Origin of the sequence: Streptomyces sp. NPDC026672, from assembly GCF_040638185.1 — a bacterium.
Classification (GTDB): Bacteria; Actinomycetota; Actinomycetes; order Streptomycetales; family Streptomycetaceae; genus Streptomyces.
Genome location: NZ_JBEZXS010000021.1, coordinates 20,632 through 44,496 on the forward strand (window position 1 = coordinate 20,632; position 23,865 = coordinate 44,496).

The 23,865-nt window shown below is 72.1% G+C and carries 20 protein-coding genes; 9 read left to right on the forward strand and 11 right to left on the reverse strand.

The genetic code is table 11. The features are described from left to right. Positions 1–52 precede the first annotated feature (52 nt). The 3 genes from AB0F77_RS23925 to AB0F77_RS23935 all read right to left on the reverse strand — a co-directional run bounded on the left by AB0F77_RS23925 (position 53) and on the right by AB0F77_RS23935 (position 4,883). Entirely contained in the window at positions 53–1,246 is a 1,194-nt protein-coding gene (locus tag AB0F77_RS23925) for a nucleotide pyrophosphatase/phosphodiesterase family protein (RefSeq protein ID WP_361952144.1), read from the reverse strand. After that, a complete protein-coding gene (locus AB0F77_RS23930) occupies positions 1,246–1,842 on the reverse strand; it encodes a DUF5998 family protein (RefSeq protein ID WP_361952147.1) in 597 nt (198 codons plus the stop codon). The genes AB0F77_RS23925 and AB0F77_RS23930 overlap by 1 nt, the downstream gene beginning before the upstream one ends. Before the next feature lie 95 nt (positions 1,843–1,937). Beyond that, positions 1,938–4,883 carry a GNAT family N-acetyltransferase gene (locus AB0F77_RS23935; RefSeq protein ID WP_361952149.1) on the reverse strand — a complete coding sequence of 982 codons (2,946 nt, stop codon included), beginning with the start codon at positions 4,881–4,883 and terminating at the stop codon, positions 1,938–1,940. 109 nt (positions 4,884–4,992) lie between these two features. On the opposite strand from AB0F77_RS23935, the gene AB0F77_RS23940 reads away from it, so the two are divergent. After that, a complete protein-coding gene (locus AB0F77_RS23940) occupies positions 4,993–5,274 on the forward strand; it encodes an HPr family phosphocarrier protein (protein ID WP_361952152.1) in 282 nt (93 codons plus the stop codon). 182 nt (positions 5,275–5,456) lie between these two features. Here AB0F77_RS23940 and AB0F77_RS23945 read toward each other — a convergent pair whose 3' ends face one another. The 4 genes from AB0F77_RS23945 to AB0F77_RS23960 form a co-directional block, all read right to left on the reverse strand. Continuing rightward, on the reverse strand, positions 5,457–6,143 hold the full coding sequence (locus AB0F77_RS23945; protein WP_361952155.1) for a GntR family transcriptional regulator: 687 nt from the start codon (positions 6,141–6,143) through the stop codon (positions 5,457–5,459). A gap of 187 nt (positions 6,144–6,330) precedes the next feature. Further along, positions 6,331–7,062 (reverse strand): M23 family metallopeptidase, encoded by a 732-nt coding sequence (locus AB0F77_RS23950; protein WP_361952158.1) that lies wholly within the window; start codon positions 7,060–7,062, stop codon positions 6,331–6,333. A 443-nt stretch (positions 7,063–7,505) separates the two neighbouring features. Further along, a complete protein-coding gene (locus AB0F77_RS23955) occupies positions 7,506–8,894 on the reverse strand; it encodes a pitrilysin family protein (protein ID WP_361952161.1) in 1,389 nt (462 codons plus the stop codon). After that, positions 8,891–10,312, reverse strand: coding sequence for a pitrilysin family protein (locus AB0F77_RS23960; RefSeq protein WP_361952164.1), 1,422 nt, complete (start codon positions 10,310–10,312; stop codon positions 8,891–8,893). The genes AB0F77_RS23955 and AB0F77_RS23960 overlap by 4 nt, the downstream gene beginning before the upstream one ends. A 346-nt stretch (positions 10,313–10,658) precedes the next feature. On the opposite strand from AB0F77_RS23960, the gene AB0F77_RS23965 reads away from it, so the two are divergent. After that, complete coding sequence (locus AB0F77_RS23965; protein WP_361952166.1) at positions 10,659–13,115, forward strand: DNA topoisomerase IV subunit A; 2,457 nt, start codon at positions 10,659–10,661, stop codon at positions 13,113–13,115. Here the strand turns inward: AB0F77_RS23965 and AB0F77_RS23970 are convergent. Further along, a complete protein-coding gene (locus AB0F77_RS23970; protein WP_361952421.1) occupies positions 13,112–14,209 on the reverse strand; it encodes a GTP-binding protein in 1,098 nt (365 codons plus the stop codon). The genes AB0F77_RS23965 and AB0F77_RS23970 overlap by 4 nt on opposite strands. A 387-nt stretch (positions 14,210–14,596) precedes the next feature. Here AB0F77_RS23970 and AB0F77_RS23975 point away from each other — a divergent pair, with 387 nt between their 5' ends. The 6 genes from AB0F77_RS23975 (at position 14,597) to AB0F77_RS24000 (ending at position 20,098) form a co-directional block, all read left to right on the forward strand. Then, positions 14,597–15,130: a DUF6082 family protein gene (locus AB0F77_RS23975; RefSeq protein ID WP_361952169.1), complete on the forward strand. Its 534-nt coding sequence runs from the start codon at positions 14,597–14,599 to the stop codon at positions 15,128–15,130. Positions 15,131–15,261: 131 nt separating this feature from the next. Beyond that, positions 15,262–15,498 (forward strand): hypothetical protein, encoded by a 237-nt coding sequence (locus AB0F77_RS23980; protein WP_361952172.1) that lies wholly within the window; start codon positions 15,262–15,264, stop codon positions 15,496–15,498. An 86-nt stretch (positions 15,499–15,584) separates the two neighbouring features. Beyond that, positions 15,585–15,830, forward strand: coding sequence for a hypothetical protein (locus AB0F77_RS23985; protein ID WP_361952175.1), 246 nt, complete (start codon positions 15,585–15,587; stop codon positions 15,828–15,830). 700 nt (positions 15,831–16,530) lie between these two features. Then, positions 16,531–17,472: a sucrase ferredoxin gene (locus AB0F77_RS23990; RefSeq protein WP_361952178.1), complete on the forward strand. Its 942-nt coding sequence runs from the start codon at positions 16,531–16,533 to the stop codon at positions 17,470–17,472. 98 nt (positions 17,473–17,570) lie between these two features. Next, positions 17,571–19,418, forward strand: coding sequence for a sensor histidine kinase (locus AB0F77_RS23995; RefSeq protein ID WP_361952181.1), 1,848 nt, complete (start codon positions 17,571–17,573; stop codon positions 19,416–19,418). After that, on the forward strand, positions 19,418–20,098 hold the full coding sequence (locus AB0F77_RS24000) for a response regulator (RefSeq protein WP_361952184.1): 681 nt from the start codon (positions 19,418–19,420) through the stop codon (positions 20,096–20,098). Before AB0F77_RS23995 ends, AB0F77_RS24000 begins: the two co-directional genes overlap by 1 nt. Before the next feature lie 18 nt (positions 20,099–20,116). Here AB0F77_RS24000 and AB0F77_RS24005 read toward each other — a convergent pair whose 3' ends face one another. The 3 genes from AB0F77_RS24005 to AB0F77_RS24015 form a co-directional block, all read right to left on the reverse strand. Beyond that, positions 20,117–21,172, reverse strand: coding sequence for an ABC transporter substrate-binding protein (locus AB0F77_RS24005; RefSeq protein WP_361952187.1), 1,056 nt, complete (start codon positions 21,170–21,172; stop codon positions 20,117–20,119). Between the two features lie 163 nt (positions 21,173–21,335). Then, entirely contained in the window at positions 21,336–22,199 is an 864-nt protein-coding gene (locus tag AB0F77_RS24010) for an ABC transporter permease (protein ID WP_361952190.1), read from the reverse strand. Continuing rightward, positions 22,189–23,004 (reverse strand): ABC transporter ATP-binding protein, encoded by an 816-nt coding sequence (locus AB0F77_RS24015; RefSeq protein ID WP_361952193.1) that lies wholly within the window; start codon positions 23,002–23,004, stop codon positions 22,189–22,191. Before AB0F77_RS24015 ends, AB0F77_RS24010 begins: the two co-directional genes overlap by 11 nt. Before the next feature lie 160 nt (positions 23,005–23,164). On the opposite strand from AB0F77_RS24015, the gene AB0F77_RS24020 reads away from it, so the two are divergent. Continuing rightward, positions 23,165–23,857 carry a response regulator gene (locus AB0F77_RS24020; RefSeq protein WP_361952195.1) on the forward strand — a complete coding sequence of 231 codons (693 nt, stop codon included), beginning with the start codon at positions 23,165–23,167 and terminating at the stop codon, positions 23,855–23,857. The last annotated feature ends 8 nt before the right edge of the window (positions 23,858–23,865 follow it).

The window sequence follows — 23,865 nt, forward strand, 5'->3', positions numbered from 1 at the left end:
GCACCTTTCGGCGTGAGTGGGGATGGCGGGGGGGACGGCGATCGGGGGACGGTCAGGAGCGTACTTCGAGCAGGGGGACGAACTGCTCGGCAGGGGTCAGCGAACCGTGGTTGCCGACCATCGCCGACTCCTTGGGCTCCCGCTCCGACGCGATGATCAGGACGTCGTCGTGGGCCGCCGCGACGACGTCGCCGAGGCGGGCGTACACCCGGTCGTCGATGCGCGGGCCGAACCAGCCCGCCTCGATCGCCTCGTCCCGCGAGGCCACCCAGAACCGCTCGCCCAGCACCTCGCGCCAGCAGGTCAGGACGTCGTCCGCGGCGCCCGGCAGCGCGTAGACGTGGCGGGCGCGGCCCTCGCCGCCCAGCAGGGAGACGCCGGCGCGCAGTTCCCAGTCCTCGTCGAAGTCGATCCGGTGGTCCTCGTCGAAGGGCACGTCGACCATGCCGTGGTCGGCGGTGACGTAGAGCGCGGTACGCGGCGGGAGTTGTTCGGCCAGACGCTGGACGAGCCGGTCGACGTACATGAGCTGGCCGCGCCAGGTGTCGGACGCGACGCCGTGGCGGTGGCCCGCGCCGTCGAGCTCGGCGTAGTACGTGTAGACCAGGGAGCGGTCACCGGCGGCCAGCTGTTCGGCGGCGAGGTCCACGCGGTCCTCACCGCTCAGCTTCCCGCGGAAGGTCCCGCCGCTGAGCGCGATCTTGGTGAGCGGGGTGTGCTCGAAGGCGGGCGAGGACACCTGGGCCGTGTGCACACCTGCCTCGTGGGCGAGCCGGAAGACGGTGGGGTACGGCTGCCAGGCGCCCGGGTCGGTGTACGGCTGCCAGCGGAGCTGGTTCATCAGCCCGCCGGTGGCCGGGTCGCGGACCGCGTACCCGGGCAGGCCGTGCGCGCCCGGGGGCAGGCCGGTGCCGACGGAGGCGAGGGAGGTCGCGGTGGTCGCCGGGTAGCCGGCGGTGATCGGCCGGCCGGTGCCGCCGCGCGAGCTGCCGAGCAGCGAGGTCAGGAAGGGGGCCTCGTCCGGGTGCGCCCTGAGCTGCTCCCAGCCCAGCCCGTCGATCAGGAAGACGCAGTTGCGGTCGGCGGCGGTCAGCTCCGGGATGGCCGCGGTCATGCCCGGTACGGACATTCCGGCGGCCAGGGTGGGCAGGAGGTCGGCGAGGGAACCGGTTCCGTACTCGGGCAGGGGCGCGGAGCCGAGGGCGAGGGGTTCCGGGTGGTCGTCCCAGGTGGTGAGCTGGGACATCAGCGGGTGACGTCCGCTGTCGCCTCGGAGATGGCCTGGGCGAAGACGAGCGCCTGGCGCACCGTCTCCGGGCCGTCGCCCGCCTCGCTGACGCGCAGGCTGAGGTCGTCCGCCGTGGAGTTGCCCGTGTAGCCGTGGTCGGCGTCGCAGTTGGGGTCGCCGCACGCGGCGGGCTCCAGGTCGATCCGGGAGACCGCGCCCCAGCCGATGGTGAGGACGACCTCGCGGGGCAGGGTGCCCGGGGTGTACTGCTCGGGGTTGGCGACGACGCGGCTCACCACGACCGACGAGATCCGGTCGAGCTTCACGGACTCGGTGGACGTCGTGGCGTAGGGCGTCGGGGAGGTGGTGTCGGCGGCCTGCTCGTCGGTGTGGCTGACGATGAAGCGGTTGCCGGTGAGGACCAGCACGGTGACGTGCCGGCGCACCTCGTTCTGGTCGAAGGTGGTCTCCTGGTGGACCAGGTACGACCGGACGGGCTCGCCGCCCACCGCGGCCTCCACCGCCTCGGCCACGAGTGCCGGGTAGTAGCCGCTGCGTTCGATCGCCGTCCGCAGGCCCTGGGTCGTCGTACTGGTCTTGGCCATGGCGTCCATCCTAGTCGTGGGCGGGCCTGGTTCGGGCCAGTCAGGAGCGCGGGGAACGGGCTCGCGCGAGGTGTTCGCCGGGTGTTTCCCGGGCGCCGTCCGGCTCAGTACGCCGGGAGCGTACGGGGTCCGAGGTCGTCGCGGGCGGGCGGGGGCGCGAGCCGGACGGTGGCGCCGAGGACACTGAGGCCGTGCGGGGCGACGACGACCGGCTCCAGGGTGACGGCGACGACCTCGGGATGGTCGTCGACCAGGCGGGACACCCTGAGGAGCAGTTCCTCCAGGGCGGGCGTGTCCACCGGGGTGGAGCCCCGCCAGCCGAACAGGAGGGGGGCCGTCCGGATGGACCGCACCAGGGAGTGGGCCTCCCGGTCGGTGACGGGGACCAGGCGGTGGGCCATGTCGTCGAGCAGTTGGGAGGCGGCCCCGGCCAGCCCGAAGGACAGCACGGCGCCGGCCGCCGGATCGATGACCGCCCGTACGACGGTGTCCACGCCCCGGGGCGCCATGGCCTGCACCACCAGCCGCAGTTCCTCCGGCTTGCCGAACAGCTCCGTCAACTCGGCGTAGGAGCGGCGCAGTTGTTCCTCGTCCGCGAGGTCGAGGCGGACGCCGCCGAGGTCCGCTCGGTGGCGCAGGTGCGGGGCGGTGGCCTTGAGGGCGACCGGGTAGCCGAGGGTCCCGGCGGCCTCGGCCGCGGCGTCGGGGCCGGGGGCGGGCAGCGCGCGGCGCACGGGGACGCCGTAGCGGGCGAGCAGGTCGCACGTCTCCTCGGCGTCCGGGGTGAAGCCCCGGCCGCGCGCGAGGAGGCCCTGGATCAGGTCGGCGGCGCCCTTCTCGTCGATGTCCTCGTACGCGGGCACCTTCCCGGGGTCGAGCGCGTCGCGCCGCCACTGTCCGTACCGCACGGCCTCCCCGAGGGCGCGCACGGCCCGCTCGGCCGCGGGGTAGGCGGGGATGAGCCGCGAGCCGCCGGGCTCACCGTCCGGGACGGGCCGCGGGGGCCGCGCGGGGAGGGAACCGTTCGGGGCCGGGGGCGAGGGCGCGCCTGCCGCCGTCGCCTCCCGCGGCGCGGCGGCAGGCGTGGGGGCGGGGGGCGTGGGGTCCGCCGTCGCCTCTCGCGGTGGCGCGGCCTCCGTCCGTCCCCGCGGGACCGCGCCGTCCGGCGCGCCCTGCGGGGCCGTGCTCGTCGCCGCCGACAGGGCCTCGGCCAGGCCGCCCAGTTCCACGTGGACCACGAGGACCGGCTTGGCGGGGGCCGCCGCGGCGGCGGAGCGCAGGGCCTCGGCCAGTTCCGCGTCGTCCGGGGAGCCCTCGCCGATCGCCGGTATGACCGTGACGACCACCGCGTCGTGCGCGTCGTCCGCCAGGGCGGCGGACAGCGCGCGGTGGAAGTCCTCCGCCGTGGCCCCGGTCGTCAGGTCCAGCGGGCGGGCGGGCCGCAGCCCTTCCGCGAGGCACTGGTCGTACGTCAGCAGCCCCAGCGACTCCGAGTTGCCGAGGATCGCCACGCGCGGCCCGGTCGGCAGCGGCTGGCGGGCGAGCAGCAGGCCCGCGTCCACCAGTTCGGTGATCGTGTCGACGCGGATCACGCCGGCCTGGCGCAGCAGCGCGGACACGGTGGCGTGCGGCAGCCGGGTGGCCCGTACCGCGTGCCCCTGCGGCGCGGTGCCCGAGCCCTGCACGACGACCAGGGGCTTCGCCGCGGCCGTGCGCCGGGCGAGGCGGGTGAACTTGCGGGGGTTGCCGATGGACTCCAGGTACATGAGGACGACGTCCGTGTCCGGGTCGTCGTACCAGTACTGGATGAGGTCGTTGCCGGAGACGTCCGCGCGGTTGCCGGAGGAGACGAAGGTGGACACGCCCGTGACACCGGTGACACCTCCCCCGCGCCGGTGCAGCCGGGACAGCAGGGCGATGCCGATGGCGCCGGACTGGGCGAACATGCCGATGCGGCCGGGGCGCGGCGCCTGCGGCGCGAGCGAGGCGTTGAGCCGCACCGTCCGGGAGGTGTTGATGATCCCGAAGGCGTTCGGCCCGATGATCCGCATGCCGTACGTGCGTGCCCGTCGGACGAGTTCGCGCTGCCGCTCGCGTCCCTCGGGGCCGCTCTCCGCGTAGCCGGCGGAGACCACCACGAGTCCCTGCACCCCGTGCTCGCCGCACTCGGTGACCACCTCGGGCACCTGGTCGACCGGTACGGCGACCACCGCGAGGTCGACCGGTCCTTCGACGTCCCGCACCGAGCGGCGGGCCGGCACCCCGTCGGCCTCCGTCATGTCCTCGGGGAACGCCTTGTTGACCGCGTACAGGCTCCCGGTGAACCCGGCGTCGCGGATGTTGGCGAGGAGGTCGCGGCCCACCCCGCCGGGCGCGCGGCCGACGCCGATCACGGCGACGGAGCCGGGGGCCAGCAGCCGGCGCACCGACCGGGCCTCGGCGCGCTGCTCCCGCGCGCGTTGCACGGCGAGCGAGCGGTCGGTGGGTTCGAGGTCGAACTCCAGGCGGACGACGCCGTCCTCGAAGCTGCGCTTCTGGGTGTACCCGGCGTCCGTGAACACCTTGATCATCTTGGTGTTGGCGGGGAGCACCTCCGCGGCGAACCGGCGGATGCCGCGCTCGCGGGCGACGGCCGCGATGTGCTCCAGGAGGGCGGAGGCGACCCCGCGCCCCTGGTGGGCGTCCTGCACCAGGAAGGCGACCTCGGCCTCGTCGGCGGGGGCGGAGGCGGGCATGCCGTCGGCGCCGATGCGGTCGTACCGTACGGTGGCGATGAACTCGCCGCCGATGGTGGCCGCGAGTCCGACCCGGTCCACGAAGTCGTGGTGGGTGAAGCGGTGGACGTCCTTCGCGGACAGGCGGGGGTAGGGCGCGAAGAAGCGGAAGTACTTCGACTCGTCCGAGACCTGCTCGTAGAAGCTGACCAGGCGGTCGGCGTCGTCGGCCGTGATGGGCCGGACGCGTGCGGTGCCGCCGTCGCGCAGCACCACGTCCGCCTCCCAGTGGGCGGGGTACTCGTGCCGGTCCTGCCGGTCCGCCGGGGTCTGCATGGGCCCCAGAGTACGGCTCGCGCACGACAGCGGCGCGGGGCCGTCGGCGGAGGTCTCGCGATGTGGAAAACTGGTCTAGACAACCTTGAACAGCGAAGGGCAGCAACACATGGCTGAGCGCCGCGTCAACGTCGGCTGGGCCGAGGGTCTCCACGCCCGCCCCGCCTCCATCTTCGTCCGGGCCACCACGGCCACCGGCGTCCCCGTGACGATCGCCAAGGCCGACGGCGCCCCCGTCAACGCGGGCTCCATGCTGGCCGTGCTCGGCCTGGGCGCCCGGGGCGGCGAGGAGATCGTCCTCGCCTCCGACGCCGAGGGCGCGGACGCGGCCCTGAACCGGCTGGCCAAGCTGGTCGCCGAAGGGCTCGAGGAACTGCCCGAGACCGCCTGAACCACGCCGGAAAAGCCGCGCCGTCCGCAGGGACGACGCGGCTTCGGCGTTTCCGCGGCCGTGCGATCGAATTCACTGAGGGCATGCGGAAGGACGTGTGCCCGGGAATTCACAGCACACGCGAAAAAGGGCAGCGGAAATACCCGCCACCCGAATGCTCCTCTTTGTATACGGCCCCCGTGTTAATGCCGCAGGCTCGGCGTGTTTACGGGATGTTGCGGGTTCCTCACACGCTCCGCGCCGGCGGCGAACCGCAGCCGGTGCGCGGCCGTCGCCCGCTCGGTGTGCAGCGCCGTGACCGCCCGCGCGCGTTCGCCGTCGCCACGCGCGACGGCGTCCACGATCGCGCCGTGCTCCACCCAGGACTCCACGGGACTGGCGGGCGCCTCCACCGCGTACATCCACGCGATCTTGTGCCGCAGCTGGGTGAGCACCGACGTCAGGGACTGGCTGCCGGACGCCTGGGCGAGCGTCTCATGGAACCAGCCGCCCAGGGAGCGCAGGTCGTCGCTGTTGCCCCGCCTGGCCCGCTCCTGGCCCAGCCTGACCAGGCCGCGCAGCACCTTTAGGTGAGCCTCGGTGCGCCGCTGCGCGGCCCGGGATGCGCCGAGCGGCTCCAGGAGCATGCGCATCTCCAGCAGGTCGGCGGCCTCCTGCTCGGTGGGCTCGGCGACACACGCGCCCGCGTGCCGCCGGGTCACCACGAAGCCCTCGGCCTCCAGGGTGCGCAGCGCCTCGCGGACGGGGACGCGGGAGACGCCGTAGCGGCGGGCCAGGACTTCCTCGGTGAGCCGGGCGCCGCGCTCGTAGACACCGGCGACGATGTCGTCCCGGATGGCCGTGCACACCGAGTGCGCCGGAATACGCATGACCGACCTCCGCCTTAATCCCCGTGAAACGTCTAGGTGGACGCGTGTTCCGTGACTCTATTGCAATGAGCCGGAATTTCCGACGGCGGGCCGGAATCCATGGATATTTTTTGGACAGCGGGGCGGCCGAAACAGGGAAAACCCCGGCTCATGGAGCCGGGGTCCGGACGTCTCGACGGCGGTCCCGTCAGACGTTCACGCCGTGACCGCGGAGATAGGCGACGGGGTCGACGTCCGAGCCGTACTCGGGGGTCGTGCGCGCCTCGAAGTGCAGATGCGGCCCGGTCACGTTGCCGGTGGCGCCGGACAGGGCTATCCGCTGGCCCGGCACGACGGTCTGGCCCACCGAGACGCCGATCGAGGACAGATGGCCGTACTGGGTGTACATGCCGTCCGCCATCCTGATCACCACCTCGTTGCCGTACGCCCCGCCCCAGCCGGTCGACACGACGGTTCCGGAGCCGACCGCGTGGACCGGGGTGCCGCTCGCGGCGTGGAAGTCGATGCCGGTGTGGGAGCCGGAGGACCACAGGGAGCCGCCGGTCTTGTAGCCGGTGGAGACGTACGAGTGGGCGACGGGCGCGACGAAGGCGCTCAGGCGCTTACGCTCGGCCTCACGGGCGGCGCGCACCTTGACCGCGCGCTCCTCCACGGCCTCCTCGGCCGCGGCCCTGCGTGCGGCGGCCTGCCGCTGGGCGGTGGCCTGGGCGTCGATCTGCCGGGCGACCGCGTCCCCCATGGTGACGACGGGAACGAGTCCCGTCGTCTCGGCGGGAGCGTCGGCGGCGAGCGCGGGGGTGGCCGCGAGGGTGCCCATGACGCCGGTGGTGGTGAGGGCCGCGAAGCCTGCGGCGCGGGCGGTGGTGCGGTGCGTCCGGCCGGCACGGCGGTGCTTCCCGGTGGCGCGCGTGAACGCCATGGAGTGGCTGGTCCTTTCCTTCCCTCTCGCCTACCGGGTTAGCTGGGGGTCCCCCCAGGCTTTTTGGGCTCTGGGGGAGGGTTCGGAGCAGGAAGGTCTCCTACGGGCTCCCCGCCGTGTGCGGGGGCGCCCGATTCACCCCAGGGACTGTGTGGGCCCCTCCAGCCGCGAAGGCGGCGACAGGAGGGCGGGTCCCCGGCTCCCCTGGCTCGCGCCGTACGGGGACTCGGCGATGACTGTCCGGTGCCGCGGGCGCGGCGCACTGCCTGACGAACAGCCCGGACGACGCTAAGCGGGACATCTTTCAATCCCCAAACCGATCCGGGCTTTTGTAGCGCATGCCACAGGGCAGAAAGGCAGCCTCCGCCCCAATTCGGACATCCGGAAAAACACATGGGGCCCCTGACGACCCGTCGGTCACCGGGGCCCCACACGCGGACGCGCTAGTCGGCGGAGACGACGCTCACTTCGCCGATGCCGAGCGCCTCGACGGGCTCCTTGATCTGCGCGGCGTCCCCGACGAGGATCGTCACCAGCCGGTCCACCGGGAAGGCGTTGACGACCGCGGCGGTGGCCTCCACGGTGCCCGTGGCGGCGAGCTCCCGGTACAGCGTCGCCTGGTAGTCGTCGGGCAGGTGCTGCTCGACCTGGTCGGCGAGAGTGCCGGCGACGGCCGCCGCCGTCTCGTACTTCAGCGGCGCCACGCCCACCAGGTTCTGCACGGCGACGTCGCGCTCGGCGTCCGTGAGCCCCTCCTGCGCGAGCGTGCGCAGCACGGTCCACAGGTCCTGGAGCGCGGGACCCGTGTTCGGGGTGTCCACGGAGCCGCTGACGGCGAGCAGCGAGGCGCCGCTGCCGTCCGGGGCGGACCGCAGGACCTGCCCGAAGGCCCGCACCCCGTAGGTGTAGCCCTTCTCCTCGCGCAGGACGCGGTCGAGACGGGACGTCAGGGTGCCGCCGAGGCAGTAGGTGCCGAGCACCTGCGCGGGCCACACGCGGTCGTGCCGGTCGGCGCCGACCCGGCCGATGAGCAGCTGGGTCTGGACGGCTCCGGGACGGTCCACGATGACGACCCGTCCGGTGTCGTCGGCGCTGACCGGCGGCACCGGACGCGGCTGCGCCTTCGAGCCGGTCCACTCGCCCACGGTCTCGCCGAGCAGGTCGTCCAGGTCGGTGCCGGAGAGGTCGCCGACGACCACGGCGGTGGCGGTCGCGGGCCGCACGTGCCGCTCGTAGAACGCGCGGACGGCCGCCTCGTCGATCTTCTCGACCGTGTCCTCGGTGCCCTGGCGCGGGCGCGACATGCGCGAACCGGCCGCGAACAGCTCCTTGGACAGCTCCTTGGCCGCGCGCCGCGAGGGGTTGGCCAGCTCGTGCGGGATCTCGTCGAGCCGGTTGCGGACCAGCCGCTCGATCTCCGTGTCGACGAACGCGGGCGCGCGCAGGGCGTCGGCGAGCAGGCCGAGGGCCTTGCCGAGGCGGGAGACGGGAACCTCCAGGCTCAGCCGGACGCCGGGGTGGTCGGCGTGCGCGTCGAGGGTGGCGCCGCAGCGCTCCAGCTCGGCGGCGAACTCCTCGGCGGAGTGCTTGTCGGTGCCCTCGGAGAAGGCCCGCGCCATGATCGTGGCGACACCGTCGAAGCCGGCCGGTTCGGCGTCCAGGGGCGCGTCGAGCAGCACCTCGACGGCGACGACCTGCTGGCCGGGGCGGTGGCAGCGCAGGACGGTCAGGCCGTTGTCCAGTGTGCCGCGCTCGGGGGCCGGGAAGGCCCACGGCTTCGCGTCGCCCGCGTGGGGGCGGGGGTGGAACTCCATCGCGGCGAGCTCGGTCACTTGGCAGCCTCCTTGTTGTCGTCGTTGCCGTCGTGGTCGGCACCGGCTTCGACGGTGGCCTCCGACTCCGGGTCCTCGGGGATGCCGGGGTCCTCGGTGTGCTCGGCGGCCTCGGCGGACAGCGGCTCGTAGACCAGGACCGCGCGGTTGTCGGGGCGCAGCCGGGCCCGCGCGGCCTCCTTGACCTCGTCGGCGGTGACGGCGAGGACGCGCTGCACGGCGGTGAGGGCGAGCTGCGGGTCGCCGAACAGCACGGCGTAGCGGCACAGTTCGTCGGCGCGGCCCGCGACCGTGCCGAGCCGGTCGAGCCACTCGCGCTCCAGCTGGGCCTGCGCGCGCTCCATCTCCTCGGGCGTGGGGCCCTCCTCGGCGAAGCGGGCCAGCTCCTCGTCGATGGCGGTCTCGATGACGGGGACCTCCACGTCGCCGGAGGTCTTCACGTCGAGCCAGCCCAGCGAGGGCGCCCCGGCCAGCCGCAGCAGCCCGAAGCCGGCGGCGACGGCCGTGCGGTCGCGCCGTACGAGCCGGTTGTAGAGGCGGGAGGACTCGCCGCCGCCGAGGACGGTCAGCGCCACGTCGGCCGCGTCCGCCGCGCGCGTGCCGTCCTGCGGGAGCCGGTAGGCGGCCATCAGGGCGCGGGCCGGGACCTCCTCCACGACGACCTCGCGCAGCTGTTCGCCGATGACGTCCGGCAGGGTGCCGTCGCGCGGCGCGGGCTTGCCGTCGTGGGAGGGGATCGAGCCGAAGTACTTCTCGACCCAGGCGAGGGTCTGCTTCGGGTCGATGTCGCCGACCACGGACAGCACCGCGTTGTTGGGCGCGTAGTAGGTGCGGAAGAACGCGCGGGCGTCCTCCAGCGTGGCCGCGTCCAGGTCGGCCATCGAGCCGATCGGCGTGTGGTGGTAGGGGTGGCCCTCCGGGTAGGCGAGCGCGGTCAGCCTCTCGAAGGCCGTGCCGTAGGGCACGTTGTCGTAGCGCTGGCGGCGCTCGTTCTTGACGACGTCGCGCTGGTTCTCCATGGACTCGTCGTCCAGGGCGGTGAGCAGGGAGCCCATGCGGTCGGCCTCCAGCCAGAGCGCGAGCTCCAACTGGTGGGCGGGCATGGTCTCGAAGTAGTTGGTGCGCTCGAAGCTCGTGGTGCCGTTGAGCGAGCCGCCGGCGCCCTGGACCAGCTCGAAGTGGCCGTTGCCCTGCACCTGGGCGGAGCCCTGGAACATCAGGTGCTCGAAGAGGTGAGCCAGACCGGTGCGGCCCTCGACCTCGTGCCGGGAGCCGACGTCGTACCAGAGGCACACCGCCGCGACCGGGGTCAGGTGATCCTCGGAGAGCACCACGCGCAGGCCGTTGGCCAGGCGGTGCTCGGTCGCTGTCAGGCCCCCGGAGCCTGCCTCGGCTGTGGCCGTGTGACCCATGGGCATGTACGTCCCTTCGATCGCTGATGCGGTCCTGGAAACCGCCTGCGTCCTGCCAGTCCTGCCACTGTATGCAGCGTGCGGACCCCCGGCGAAGTTCCCGGCGGGACGTACGCCCACAGCGGATCGCGTAGCCTGCGGTGGTCGTGCCGCGCGGCGGCCCCCGCGACGGCCTCCCACGCCGGGACGGACCGCCGGGCACCGGGTCCCGGCCCGGGCTGTCGGTGCCACGGTCCACAATGGTCCCCGTCAGACCGCGTTCACGTTCACGCTTTCACGCTTCAGCAAGAGCCTCAGCAAGAGTGAGCCGCCCCGTAGGCGGGCGACCCGAACACAGGAGGAGCCGGCAGCGATGGCCCGCCGCAGCACGAAGACCCCGCCGCCCGACGACGCGTTCGAGGAGCGGATCCTCGACATCGACGTCGTGGACGAGATGCAGGGTTCGTACCTCGAGTACGCGTATTCGGTCATCTACTCCCGTGCCCTGCCCGACGCCCGTGACGGCCTCAAGCCGGTGCACCGGCGGATCGTCTACCAGATGAACGAAATGGGCCTGCGCCCCGAGCGCGGCTACGTGAAGTGCGCCCGTGTCGTCGGCGACGTCATGGGCAAGCTCCACCCGCACGGTGACGCGTCGATCTACGACGCCCTGGTGCGCATGGCCCAACCATTCTCCATGCGCGTCCCGCTGGTCGACGGCCACGGCAACTTCGGCTCGCTGGGCAACGACGACCCACCGGCCGCCATGCGGTACACCGAGTGCCGCATGGCCGAGGCGACGAGCCTGATGACCGAGTCGATCGACGAGGACACGGTCGACTTCGCGCCCAACTACGACGGCCAGGAGCAGGAGCCGGTGGCCCTGCCGGCCGCCTTCCCGAACCTGCTGGTCAACGGCACCTCGGGCATCGCGGTCGGCATGGCGACCAACATGCCGCCGCACAACCTCGGCGAGGTCGTCGCGGCGGCCCGGCACCTGATCCGCCACCCGAACGCGGACCTGGACGCGCTGATGAAGTTCGTGCCCGGTCCCGACCTGCCCACCGGCGGCCGCATCGTCGGCCTCTCCGGAGTCCGCGACGCCTACGAGACGGGCCGCGGCACGTTCCGCATCCGCGCGACGGTGTCGGTGGAGACCGTGACCGCGCGCCGCAAGGGCCTCGTGGTCACCGAGCTGCCGTTCACGGTCGGCCCGGAGAAGGTCATCACGAAGATCAAGGACCTGGTCGGCTCCAAGAAGCTCCAGGGCATCGCGGACGTCAAGGACCTCACGGACCGCGAGCACGGGCTGCGCCTGGTCATCGAGATCAAGAACGGCTTCGTGCCCGAGGCCGTCCTGGAGCAGCTCTACAAGCTGACGCCGATGGAGGAGTCCTTCGGCATCAACAACGTCGCCCTGGTCGACGGCCAGCCGCTCACCCTGGGCCTCAAGGAACTGCTGGAGGTCTACCTCGACCACCGCTTCGACGTCGTGCGGCGCCGCTCGGAGTTCCGGCGCAGCAAGCGGCGCGACCGGCTGCACCTGGTGGAGGGCCTGCTCACGGCCCTGATCGACATCGACGAGGTCATCCGGCTGATCCGCTCCAGCGAGAACAGCGCGCAGGCCAAGCGGCTCCTGATGGAACGCTTCTCGCTGTCGGAGATCCAGACGCAGTACATCCTCGACACGCCGCTGCGCCGGCTCACCAAGTTCGACCGCATCGAGCTGGAGTCGGAGAAGGAGCGGCTCAACACGGAGATCGCCGAGCTGACCCGGATCCTGGAGTCCGACGCCGAGCTGCGCAAGCTGGTCTCGGCCGAACTGGCCTCGGTGGCGAAGAAGTTCGGCACCGAGCGGCGCACGGTGCTGCTGGAGGCCACGGGCGCCCCGGCGGCCGTGCCGCTCCAGGTGGCGGACGACCCGTGCCGGGTGCTGCTGTCGACGACGGGCCTGCTGGCCCGCACGGCGAACGGCGGGCCCTTCCCCGAGGACACCGGGGGCAGGCACGCCAAGCACGACCCGATCGTCTCCGCGGTGCCGGCCACCGCGCGCGGCGAGATCGGCGTGGTGACGTCGGCCGGACGGCTGCTGCGGGTGAACGTGGTGGACCTGCCGCAGCTGCCGGAGGCGACGGGGGCGCCGAACCTGTCGGGCGGCGCACCGCTGTCCGAGTTCGTCTCCCTGGACGAGGGCGAGACGGTGGTGTGCCTGAGCACGCTCGACGAGTCCTCCCCCGGTCTCGCGCTGGGCACGGAGCAGGGCGTGGTCAAGCGTGTGGTGCCCGACTACCCGTCCAACAAGGAGGAGTTGGAGGTCATCACGCTCAAGGAGGGCGACCGGATCGTCGGCGCGGTGGAGCTGCGCACCGGCGAGGAGGACCTGGTCTTCATCACGGACGACGCGCAACTGCTGCGCTACCAGGCGTCCCAGGTCCGTCCGCAGGGCCGGCCCGCCGGCGGCATGGCGGGCATCAAGCTCACCGAGGGTGCGAAGGTGATCTCCTTCACAGCCGTCGACCCGGCGGTGGACGCGGTGGTGTTCACGGTGGCGGGCTCGCGCGGCACGCTGGACGACTCCGTCCAGACGACGGCCAAGCTGACCCCGTTCGACCAGTACCCGCGCAAGGGCCGGGCCACGGGCGGGGTGCGCTGCCAGCGGTTCCTGAAGGGCGAGGACTGCCTGTCCCTGGCGTGGGCGGGCCCGACCCCGGTGCGCGCGGCACAGCGCAACGGCGCGCCGGTCGACCTGCCGGAGCTGGACCCGCGCCGGGACGGCTCGGGCACGTCGCTGGCGAAGACGGTGTCGGTGGTGACGGGCCCGGTGCTCTAGACCGGCTCGTCCCCGTCGGACCCCTCGAATCCGTCGGGCCCGTCGGGTCCGTCGGATCCCTCAGGTCCGTCAGGTTCTTCGGGATCGCCAGGTCCCTCGGGATCGTGCACATAGCGCAGGACGCCCCACATGCCGTGCTCGTCGGCGTGCGGGGCGTCCTTCGTCGTGGCCTCCAGCTCCTTGGCGAGGGCGGCGGTGTCGAGGCCGGAGCCGATCAGGACGAGCTCGGTGCGGCGGTCCCCGGCGGCCGGCCAGGGCTCCGGGTAGAAGCGCAGGAAGCGGCCGACGGCGTGCACGGCGTAGCGGTTGCGGGGGTCGTGGGGTCCGAAGTCGACGTACCCCTTGATTCGGTAGAGCCCCTCGGGCCGGCTGTCCAGGAAGGCCATCAACCGGCGCGGGTCGAGGGGGACTTCGCCGACGTAGGACAGGCTGTCGTAGGCGGTGTGCGGATGGCCCGCGTGGGTGTCGTGGTCGTGGAGGTCGTCGAAGGAGAGCTGCCCGAGGCGTTCTCCGACGGGACGGCGGTCGAAGAGGAACTCGGGGTCGATACGGCCGTAGGTGGCGGGCACGACGGCGGCCCGGTCGGTGAGCGAGCCGACGAGGTCGAGCACGCGTTCGGGGTCTGACACGCGGTCCAGCTTGTTGACGACCACGAGGTCGGCGAGGGCGAGATGCCGGTCGATCTCGGGGTGGCGCGCGCGGGTGGCGTCGAACTCGGCGGCGTCGACGACCTCGACGAGCCCGCCGTAGACGGTCCCGGGGTGTTCGCTGGCGAGCAGCATGCGCACGATCTCCTGGGGTTCGGCGAGCCCGCTGGCCTCGACGACGATGACGTCGACGCCCGTGCCGGGCCGGGCGAGCCGCGCCAGGTAGGTGTCCAGTTCGCTCGCGTCCACGGCGCAGCACAGGCATCCGTTGCCGAGCGAGACCGTGGAGTCGCCGAGGGCCCCGGCGACGGCCATCGCATCGATCTCGACGGCTCCGAAGTCGTTGACGATCGCCCCGATGCGGCTGCCTCCGCCGCGGTGGAGGAGGTGGTTGAGGAGCGTCGTCTTCCCGGAACCGAGAAATCCGGCCAGGACGACGACGGGGATCTCGTGCGGGGTCCCGCTCGGATCCGCAGCGGGGCTCGGGTCCGTACCGGGGCTCGGCTGACTCACCGTGCGACCTCTCTCACGCCGACGCGCGCACCGGCGCGCGTCCGCGGTGCACGTACGAGAACTGAATGCCGGACCAGGATACGAGCCGCGGGAATCATCGTTGGTGGAACGATTCTTGGTCCCCTCCGCTGGGCAGACGTCTGGCACGGCGCCCGGCCATGCGACCCTTCGTTCCCTCCGTGCGCCTCTTCTCCGCCTTCCGCCGAGCGGAGCCGCTCGGCACCCTGGAAGACGGCAAGGGCCGCCCACCGCTCGCCGGTTTCCGTCAACCACCCGCATCCGACGACCGGCGGACGGCCGCCTGATCGGGGGTTGTTTGACATGGCCACACAGACCTTGGGGTCTCGGGGGTGCGGCGCCGTCGCCGCGGCGGGGCTCGCCGTGGCGGCGGCGGTCGCCACGTTCGCCGCCCATCGCCGGCGCGCCGGACAACTCGAAAAGGCACGCGAACGCGCCCAGCAGCAGACGAATTTGGCGAGTCAGCAGCGGCTTCAGTGGGAACTGCTGAGCAAGGCGATGGAAGATCCGGCACTGGCCGCCGTACTGGACACCCACGGCGGCGCCATCCCGCCCGAGAAGTACCGCCAGTTCCTCTTCGCCAACGCGCTCTACACCAATGCCCTGCTCGCCTATCGCATAGGGAACGTCAACAGGGCGGAACTCTTTGGTCACCTGCGTGGGACTGTGCAGAACCCGATCTTCCGCGAATACTGGGAAGCGACCCGCACCGCTCGCGCCAGCCTGGAGCAGCGTTCGGTGGAGGCGCAGGTGGGGCGCATGCTGGACAAGCTCATCCAGGATCTGGACGAGGCGGACACGGAGGAATGGTGGGTCGTCGGCGAACCCCCCGAATAACGTGGCCCGGTACCGCGGCGGGGCTGCCGGAGGGCGGGCGGACGCGAGCCCCATGTTTATCCGAGCCTCCGCGGACCCGAGCCAGCCAGCCTGTCCGCCGCCCCATTCCTCCGACTTACAGGACCATCATTTTGAAGATCATTCGTCGCCTGGGTGTTTCTCCCCGCGAACGCGGAAGCATGACCGGCGACACCTGTCCCGACATCTTCGAACTCAGCGACGGCAACTTCGCGGTCATCGGTGTGGAGGCGACGGAAGAACTCGACGCCGAACTGCCCCCCGACGCGGCGCGCGGCGACCGGGAACGGATCGTCGTCATCTCCCGCGAGACACTGCTGCGCGCCAGGGACGACATTCCGTCGGCGTAGCGCTCTTGTGCTCCTTTGTGACCGAAATCCATCCCCATGGAGGGAGGTGTTTCGGCCAATATCACGCGCGCCGGTAGTCTTCGGCAGTGACTACACCAGACATCGTCCGCCGCATCGGCGCCTCTCCACGTCAGCGTGGAAGTCTTGACGGCAACACGTGCCCCGACATCTTCGAGCTCGCCGACGGCAGCTTCGCGGTCATCGGCACCGACAAGACCGAGGCACTGGACGGGAAACTCCCCGCCGACGCGGGCAGGGCGGACTACGAGCGGATCGTCGTGATCACGCGCGAGACATTGCTTCGCGCCAAGGTCGACATCCCGGACGCCTGACCGTTTCCGGCACACGGACCGAACCATCCGTCCAGGTGCCCTCCGGGGGACACCATCCCCGATCGACGACTCCAGTGGCGGTCCATCGGCCGCCACTGCCGCCTCGGGCGACCCGAGTGACGCGTCCGGGCGACCCGGGACCCGATCCGAGCGGTCCGAAAATCGCCGCCCGCTCGCCCTCCCGCCCTTCCGGTCCGGCCCTTCCCCTCCTGCCCTTCCACTCCGGGCCCTCCCGCTGCGAGCCTTCCCACTCCGGGCCCTCCGCTCCGTCCGGCATCTCGACTCCGCCCCCCTCGGCTTCCGCCCCTCCGCTTCCGTCGGCCTCGGCTCCGCCGGTCTCCGCTTCCGCCGCCTCGGCTTCTCCTGGCCGCCCCCGGCGCGGCGACGATGACTCCTCGGATCCTCCCGGCCGACATCACGCGTCAGTCGCCCCTCGGCGTCCACCGGCGAACCCCGCGCCCCGGTCGCCCCTTCGACGGAAGACCTCTCCGTCACCCGAACGGCGGGCCGTACCGCGCCCGTCCGCGGTCGACGACGGCAGGCCGGAACGCGCCCGTGCATGGCGCGACGCCCGCAGACCCGAGCAGCGCCCCCGGCCCAGCCGTCTCCGTCTCCCCTCGCGTCCGGCTCGACCGTCGCCGGAGCGGAACACGAGTGAGGCTGGAAGTCACCCCGAGGAAGTCAGGTTAGGCTCACCTCTGTGAGTAGGTGTGCGACCGTCTCCCGGAGCCTCGACGAGCCCGTTTCCGGAACCGCGGCCACGGCGACGACGTGGCTGCTGCTGGAACAACCCGGGCCGTGGGGCGCCGAAGCGCTGACTTCGAGCCACTTGGACCGCGAGCTGGGCCGCGCCCTGAAGCGGGCCGCCGAGGGGACGGGCGTGCGCATCGCGCTGATCCGCCGTCCCGGCCGCCACGCGGACTCCGGAGCGCCACCCCTGCGCCGGGTGTACGCCGCCCACACCGTCCCCGGCGATGTATGGCTGCACAGCGCCACCACCCGCGACCCGCGCCGTCTGCTCGACCTCGACTTCACGGCCCTGGGCGCGGGTGACCACCGGACGTTCGGGACGGCCCTCGGCGGCGAACCGCACGTGGGCGCCCCCCTCGCCCTCGTCTGCACCAACGGCAAGCGCGACCGCTGCTGCGCCCTGCTCGGCAGGCCCCTCGCGGCCGAACTCGCCGCGTCCGGCGTCCCGGGTGTCTGGGAGGTCACCCATCTCGGCGGTCACCGCTTCTCCCCCACGGTGCTCGTCCTGCCGTACGGCTACGCGTACGGCCGCGCCGAGGCCCACGCCGTCAAGGAGGTGCTGCACGGCGTCCAGGAGGGCCGGGTGGTCGTCGAGGGGTGCCGGGGCAACTCGGCCTGGGAAAGGCCCGGTCAGGCGGCCGAACTGGCCGTCCGCACGGCCGTGGACGAGTACACGACGGGCGTGCTGAGCGTGCTGCGCACCGAGGGCACGGCACCGCGCTGGACGGTGACCGTCGCCCACGTGGACGGCCGCCGCTGGCGCGTGGTCGTGGCCCAAGGCGCCTCCCTGCCGCCGCGGCCGGAGAGCTGCGGCGCGTCGGTGCTCGGCACTCCGGGCCGGATGGACGTGGTGTCGGTGCGGGAGACGACGCCGGCCGCCCTGGCGAGTTGAGCCGCACACCCCCGTACGCCCCCCTCTCCCGCGATCGGGCCGGAAGATGTACCGAACCCCCTACGGACGCGCACACCCACCGACGTACCGTCAGGGGCATGAGTACCACCGCTCCCCCGCGCCGTCCGCGTCCCGGACTGCGCCTCGGCCTGCCCCGACGGGTCTTCTCGCAGGTCCTGTTGATGCAGGTGGCGATCGCCGCCGGAGTCGCGGTGCTCGCCACCGGACTGTTCCTGGCGCCCCTGAGCAAGCAGCTGGACCAGGAGGCGATGCGCCGGGCGCTGGCGATCGCGCAGACCACGGCGCAGGACCCGGCGATCGCCGAGGGCCTGACCACCACTCCGCCCACGGTCGGTGGCCCGGTGCAGCGGGAGGCGGAGCGGATCCGGCGCTCCACGCAGGCGGAATACATCGTGGTGATGGACCGCCGTGGAGTGCGCTGGTCGCACACCACGCCCGCCGAGGTCGGCGAGCACGTCTCGACCGATCCGAGCGCGGCCCTGGCCGGTCGGCAGATCATGGAGATCGACCGCGGCACCCTGGGCCGCTCCGCGCGCGGCAAGGTGCCGCTGTACGACGCCGACCACCGGATCGTCGGCGCGGTCTCGGTGGGCATCGCCTACGACAGCGTCCGCGCGCGGCTGCTGAGCGCGATCCCCGGCCTGCTCGCGTACGCGGGCGGCGCCCTGGCCGTCGGCGCGCTGGCCGCCTGGCTGGTCGCGCGCCGGGTCCAGCGGCAGACCCGGGACCTGGCCTTCTCGGACATCTCGGCGCTGCTGGCCGAGCGGGAGGCGATGCTGCACGGCATCCGCGAGGGTGTGGTCGCGCTCGACCGGACGGGCCGGATCCGGCTGCTCAACGACGAGGCGCGGCGGCTGCTCGGCATCGGGGACGAGGCGATGAGCCGCACCCCGGACGAGGCGCTGGGCGAGGGACGGACCACGGACGTGCTGGCCGGCCGGGTGACCGGCACCGATCTGCTCACCGTGCGCGGACAGCGGGTGCTGGTCGCCAACCGGATGCCGACGGACGACGGCGGCGCCGTGGCCACCCTGCGCGACCGGACCGAACTGGAGCAGCTCGGCCGCGAGCTCGACTCCACGCATGGGCTGATCGACGCCCTGCGCGCCCAGGACCACGAGCACGCCAACCGCATGCACACGCTGCTGGGGCTGCTCGAACTGGAGATGTACGACGACGCCGTGGAGTTCGTCGGGGAGGTCGTCGGCGACCACCGGGTCACCTCGGAACAGATCACCGAGAAGATCCAGGACCCGTTGCTGGCGGCCCTGCTGGTCGGCAAGGCGACCGTGGCGGCCGAGCGTGGTGTCGCCCTGTGGGTGTCGGACCGCACCCGGCTGCCGGACCGGCTGATCGACCCGAGAGGGCTGGTCACGGTCGTGGGCAACCTGGTGGACAACGCGCTCGACGCCGTCGCCGGCACCCCGCACGCGCACGTGGAGGTCGAGTTGCGCACGGAGGGCCGTACGGCCGTCCTCCGGGTACGGGACACCGGTCCCGGAATCCCGGCCGAGCAGCGGGAGTTGATCTTCACCGAGGGGTGGTCCACCAAGGAGCCGCCCGCGCACGGCAAGCGCGGCCTCGGACTGTCCCTGGTGCGCAGGCTCGCCGAACGGCAGGGCGGCGGCGTGCGGGTGGGCGAAGCGCTCGGCCGGGGCGCGGAGTTCACGGTGGTACTGCCCGACGCGCTCAGCGAGCCGGAACCTGAGCCCGCGCCGGCTCTGCGCGGTGCGGGCGACACGTGTGCGGTGGCCGACGGGGGCCCGCTGCCCGACGCTCGTCCGGCGTCCGGCACCCATGTGCCCTCGGATGCGGGTACGGTGCCCGACGCGCGGGTGACGCCCGGCGGGCGTACGGCGGCGGAGGGGCGGGGGCCCGCCGACGGGCGCGTGACGGCGGCTCGGGGGCGGGAGGAGGAGGTGTGATGATCGAGGTCCTGGTCGTGGACGACGACATCCGGGTCGCCCGGGTCAACGCCGCCTACGTCGAGAAGGTGCCGGGTTTCCACGTGGCCGGCGAGGCGCACAGCGCGGCCGAGGCGCTGGGCCGTCTCGAGACGCTGCCGCGTGTCGACCTGGTCCTGATGGACCACTACCTGCCCGACGAGACCGGCATCTCGGTGGTACGGGAGATGCGCCGCCGCGGCCATCAGACCGACGTGATCATGGTGACGGCGGCCCGGGACGTGTCGACCGTCCAGGCGGCCATGCGCAACGGTGTCCTCCAGTACCTGGTGAAACCGTTCGCCTTCGCGGGGCTGAGCACCAAGCTGGAGGCGTACGCCCGGCTGCGGCGCACCCTGGACGCCGGCGGCGAGGCCGAACAGGCCGAGGTGGACCGGATCTTCGGCGCGCTGTCCACACCGACGGAGCCGGAGCTGCCCAAGGGGCACTCGCCCACCACGGCCGAACTGGTGCGCCAGTCGCTGCTGAAGGCCGGACGCCCGCTGTCGGCCCAGGAGATCGCCGAACTGACCGGGGTGAGCCGGCAGACCGCGCAGCGCTATCTCAAGTTCCTGGAGCGCACGGGACGGGCGAGACTGACCCTCAAGTACGGCGACGCGGGCCGCCCCGAACACCGTTACGAGTGGGCGACCCGCGTCTGACGCGGCACGGCGCGTCCGTCAGCCGGCGGCCTTCTCCACGAACTCCGTCGTGTACGTCTTGGCGAGGTCCACGTCGGCGTTCTTGATGTTGGGGTTGAACGCCTTGAGGACCTTCTCGACGGTCTCCGGACCGCCCTGGGGCATCACACCGTCGTCGGTGAACATCGGCAGCGTGCTCTTGATCGACTCCGCGTAGAGCTTCTTGTCGCCCTGGGAGTAGTCGGCGGGCATCTTGGCCGCGATCGCGTCGGCGTCGTGGGTGGACATCCACTTGAGCGTCTTGACGAACGCGTTGGCCAGCTTCTGGACGGTGTCCTTGTGGCCGTTCACCCAGTCCGTCTGCATGTACAGGCTCGACGACGGATAGGGGCCGCCCAGCGCCTGCTGCGAGCCCTCAGGGGTGCGCATGTCGAGCAGGATCGTGCCCGCCTTCTTGTCCAGGATCGTCGCGACGGTCGGATCGGTCGTCATACCGCCGTCGATCGCGCCCTTCTGGAGGGCGGCGATGAACGTGGGTCCGGCGCCCACCGCGACGGGCGTGAACTCGTGCACCTGCACCCCGTTCTTGACCGCGAGGTACTTGGTCAGGAAGTCGGTGGAGGAGCCGAGTCCGGTGACACCGAGCTTCTTGCCCTTGAAGTCCCCGGGCGACTTGATGCCGCCCTTGGCCGAGACGATCTCGACCTCGCCCGGCGCGTGCGAGAACTGCACGACCGACTCCACCGACTTGCCCTTCACCTGGAGGTCGAGGGTGTGGTCGTAGAAGCCGACGGCGCCCTGCACCTGGCCGGAGACGAGCGCGGTCTCGGCCTGCACGCCCGCGGGCTCGGTGAGCAGCTCCACGTCGAGGCCCTCGGCGTCGAAGTAACCGAGCCGCTGGGTGAGGATGGCGGGCATGTAGATGACCTTGTCCAGGCCACCGACCATGATCTTGACCTTCTCGCCCTTGCCGTCGCCCTTGCCCGCGGAGCCGCTGGACGCGGTGCTCGCGGCGTCGTTGGCACAGGCGGTGAGCGAGGTGAGGGCGAGCAGGCCGGCGGCGGCCAGCGACGCGTATCTGGCGGTCTTGCGCATGACGGTTCACGTCCTTGTGAGAGGGCGGTGCGGGGAGTGGCTGGGGGGCTGGGAGCCGGGAGCCGGGGCGGAGCCGCGGGCAGCCGCTCGTGGGCTGGTCGGGCTCGGTCGGCCCGCGCGGGTTCGGTCCGCCGTGGGGGTTCGGTCGGCCGCGCGGGCTCGGTCAGCTGTCCGAACCGGTCGGCTTCCAGCGGAAGATGCGGCGCTCGGCGAAGGTCAGCAGGCCCTCGGCGACGAGTGCGACGGCCGCGAGGATGACCATGGCGGCGTAGACACCGGCCGCGTTGAAGGTGCCCTGGGACTGGGCGACGAGCAGGCCGATGCCCTTGGTGGCGCCGATGTACTCACCGACGATGGCACCGATCAGGGCGAACCCGAAGCTGACGTGGAGACTGGTGAAGATCCAGGACGTGGCCGAGGGGATGACCACCTGGAGGGTGACCCTGCGGTCGCTGGCGCCCAGGATGCGGGCGTTCGCCACGAGGTTGCGGTCGACCTCCCGCGCGCCCTGGAAGGCGTTGAAGAACACCGGGAAGAAGACGAGCACCACGGCCGAGGCGACCTTGGACGCCGGTCCGAGCCCGAACCAGATCACGAAGATCGGCGCGAGGACGATCCTGGGAACCGAGTTGAGGATCTTGATGTACGGACCGAGGACGTCGGCGAGGAAGGTGATCCGCCCGAGGGCGATGCCGAAGACGACACCGACGATCACACCGATGATCCAGCCCACCAGCGCCTCGTACAGCGTGTACCAGATCTGCTCCCCCAGGGAGCCGAGGGCGGTGCCGTGCGTCACCCAGGTGTAGATCTGGTCCCAGATCTTCGAGGGCATCGAGAAGTTGAAGGAGTCGATGGCCCCGGTCCGGGAGAGCACCTCCCACAGCCCGAGCACACCCACCAGGACCAGCACGCGCACCGCGTTGACCACCAGCTTGCGTCTGCGGGCGGCCTGGGCCCGCGACCGCGCGCGGTCCGGTGCCTTGGCCGTGTCGACGACCGGGGTGCTGAGGACGTCATGCGACATCGGCGACACCCCTCTCACGCGTGATGCGGACCTCTTCGCCGAGGGACTCCCAGATCTCGCGGTAGATCTCGATGAACCGCGGCTCCAGGCGCACCGACTCGACCTTGCGCGGCCGGGGCAGGTCGATGTCGAAGACCTGCTTCACGGTCGCGGGCCCGGCGGTCATCACGACGACCTTGTCGGCCAGCGCGATGGACTCCTCCAGGTCGTGGGTGACGAAGACGACCGAGGCTCCCGTGCCCTCCCACAGCTCCAGGAGTTCGTCGGACATCAACGCCCTGGTCTGGACGTCGAGCGCCGAGAACGGCTCGTCCATCAACAGGATCTCGGGGTCGTTGACGAAGGTCGCGGCGAGGGCGACCCGCTTGCGCTGGCCGCCGGAGAGCTGGTGCGGATAGCGGTCCTCGAAGGCGGAGAGGCCCACCCGGGCCAGCCACTCGCGGGCCTTCTCCTTGGCCTCGGCCTTCGGCACACCGCGGAAGCGGGGACCGGCCATCACGTTGGACAGCACCGACCGCCAGGGGAAGGTGGCGTCCTGCTGGAAGACAAAGCCGACCTTGTCGCCGACGCCGGAGACCGGCCGGCCGGCCACCAGCACCTCGCCGTCGCTGGGCTCCTCCAGACCGCTGACGAGGGTCAGGGTGGTGGACTTGCCGCAGCCGGTGGGGCCGACGACGGCCACGAACTCACCGCGTCCCACGGTGAGGTCCAGGCCCCGGACGGCCGTGTGCAGACCCCCCGACGGGGTCCTGAAGGTCTTGCTCGCGCCCCGCAGTTCGATGGCGGGGCCGGTGTCTGCGCTCATGGCCCGGACGGTAGGTGTGGCGCCCGCCACAGCAGCAGTCTTCTGGGCGCAAGCCGTTCTTTTGCTCGCAAGAGCCTGTTGTGCTCTTTTAGCTCGGGTTACAACTGCGGAGCCGAAACATGGCCTTAACCCCGGCCTGGCCTTGAGGAAATGAGGCCCCATGATCGAAGTCCTGGTGGTGGACGACGACTTCCGCGTCGCCGAGATCAACGCCCGGTACGTGGAGAAGGTTCCCGGCTTCCGGGTCGCCGCCCGCGCGCACAGCGCTGCCCAGGCCCTGGCCGCCGTGGAACGCGAAGCCATCGACCTGGTCCTGCTCGACCAGTATCTGCCGGACCGGACCGGCCTCGACCTGATCCACCGTATGCGGGAACAGGGCCACGGCACCGACGTCATCATGATCACGGCGGCCGGCGACGTGACGACCGTGCAGAAGGCCATGCGCATGGGCGCCCTGCACTACCTGGTCAAACCTTTCACCTTCGCCGCGCTGCGCACCCGCCTGGACTCCTACGCCGCCCTGCGCCGCACCGTCGACCGCGTCGGCGGCCGGGGCCTGGCCGGCCAGGAGCAGGTGGACCGGATCTTCGGCGCACTGCGCACCGCGCCCCCGCCGAGTTCCCCCGGGTTGCCGAGCGGCCACTCGGAACCCACCACGGACCTCATATGCGGCGTCCTGCACCGCTCCGACGAACCGCTGTCCGCCCATGAGGTGGCCGCCCGCACCGGCCTGAGCCGCTCCACCGCCCAGCGCTACCTGCGCCACCTGGAACAGGCCGGCCGGCTGCGCCTCACCCTCAAGTACGGCGACACCGGCCGCCCCGAACACCGGTACGCCTGGGTGGCGCCGTGACGCCACCC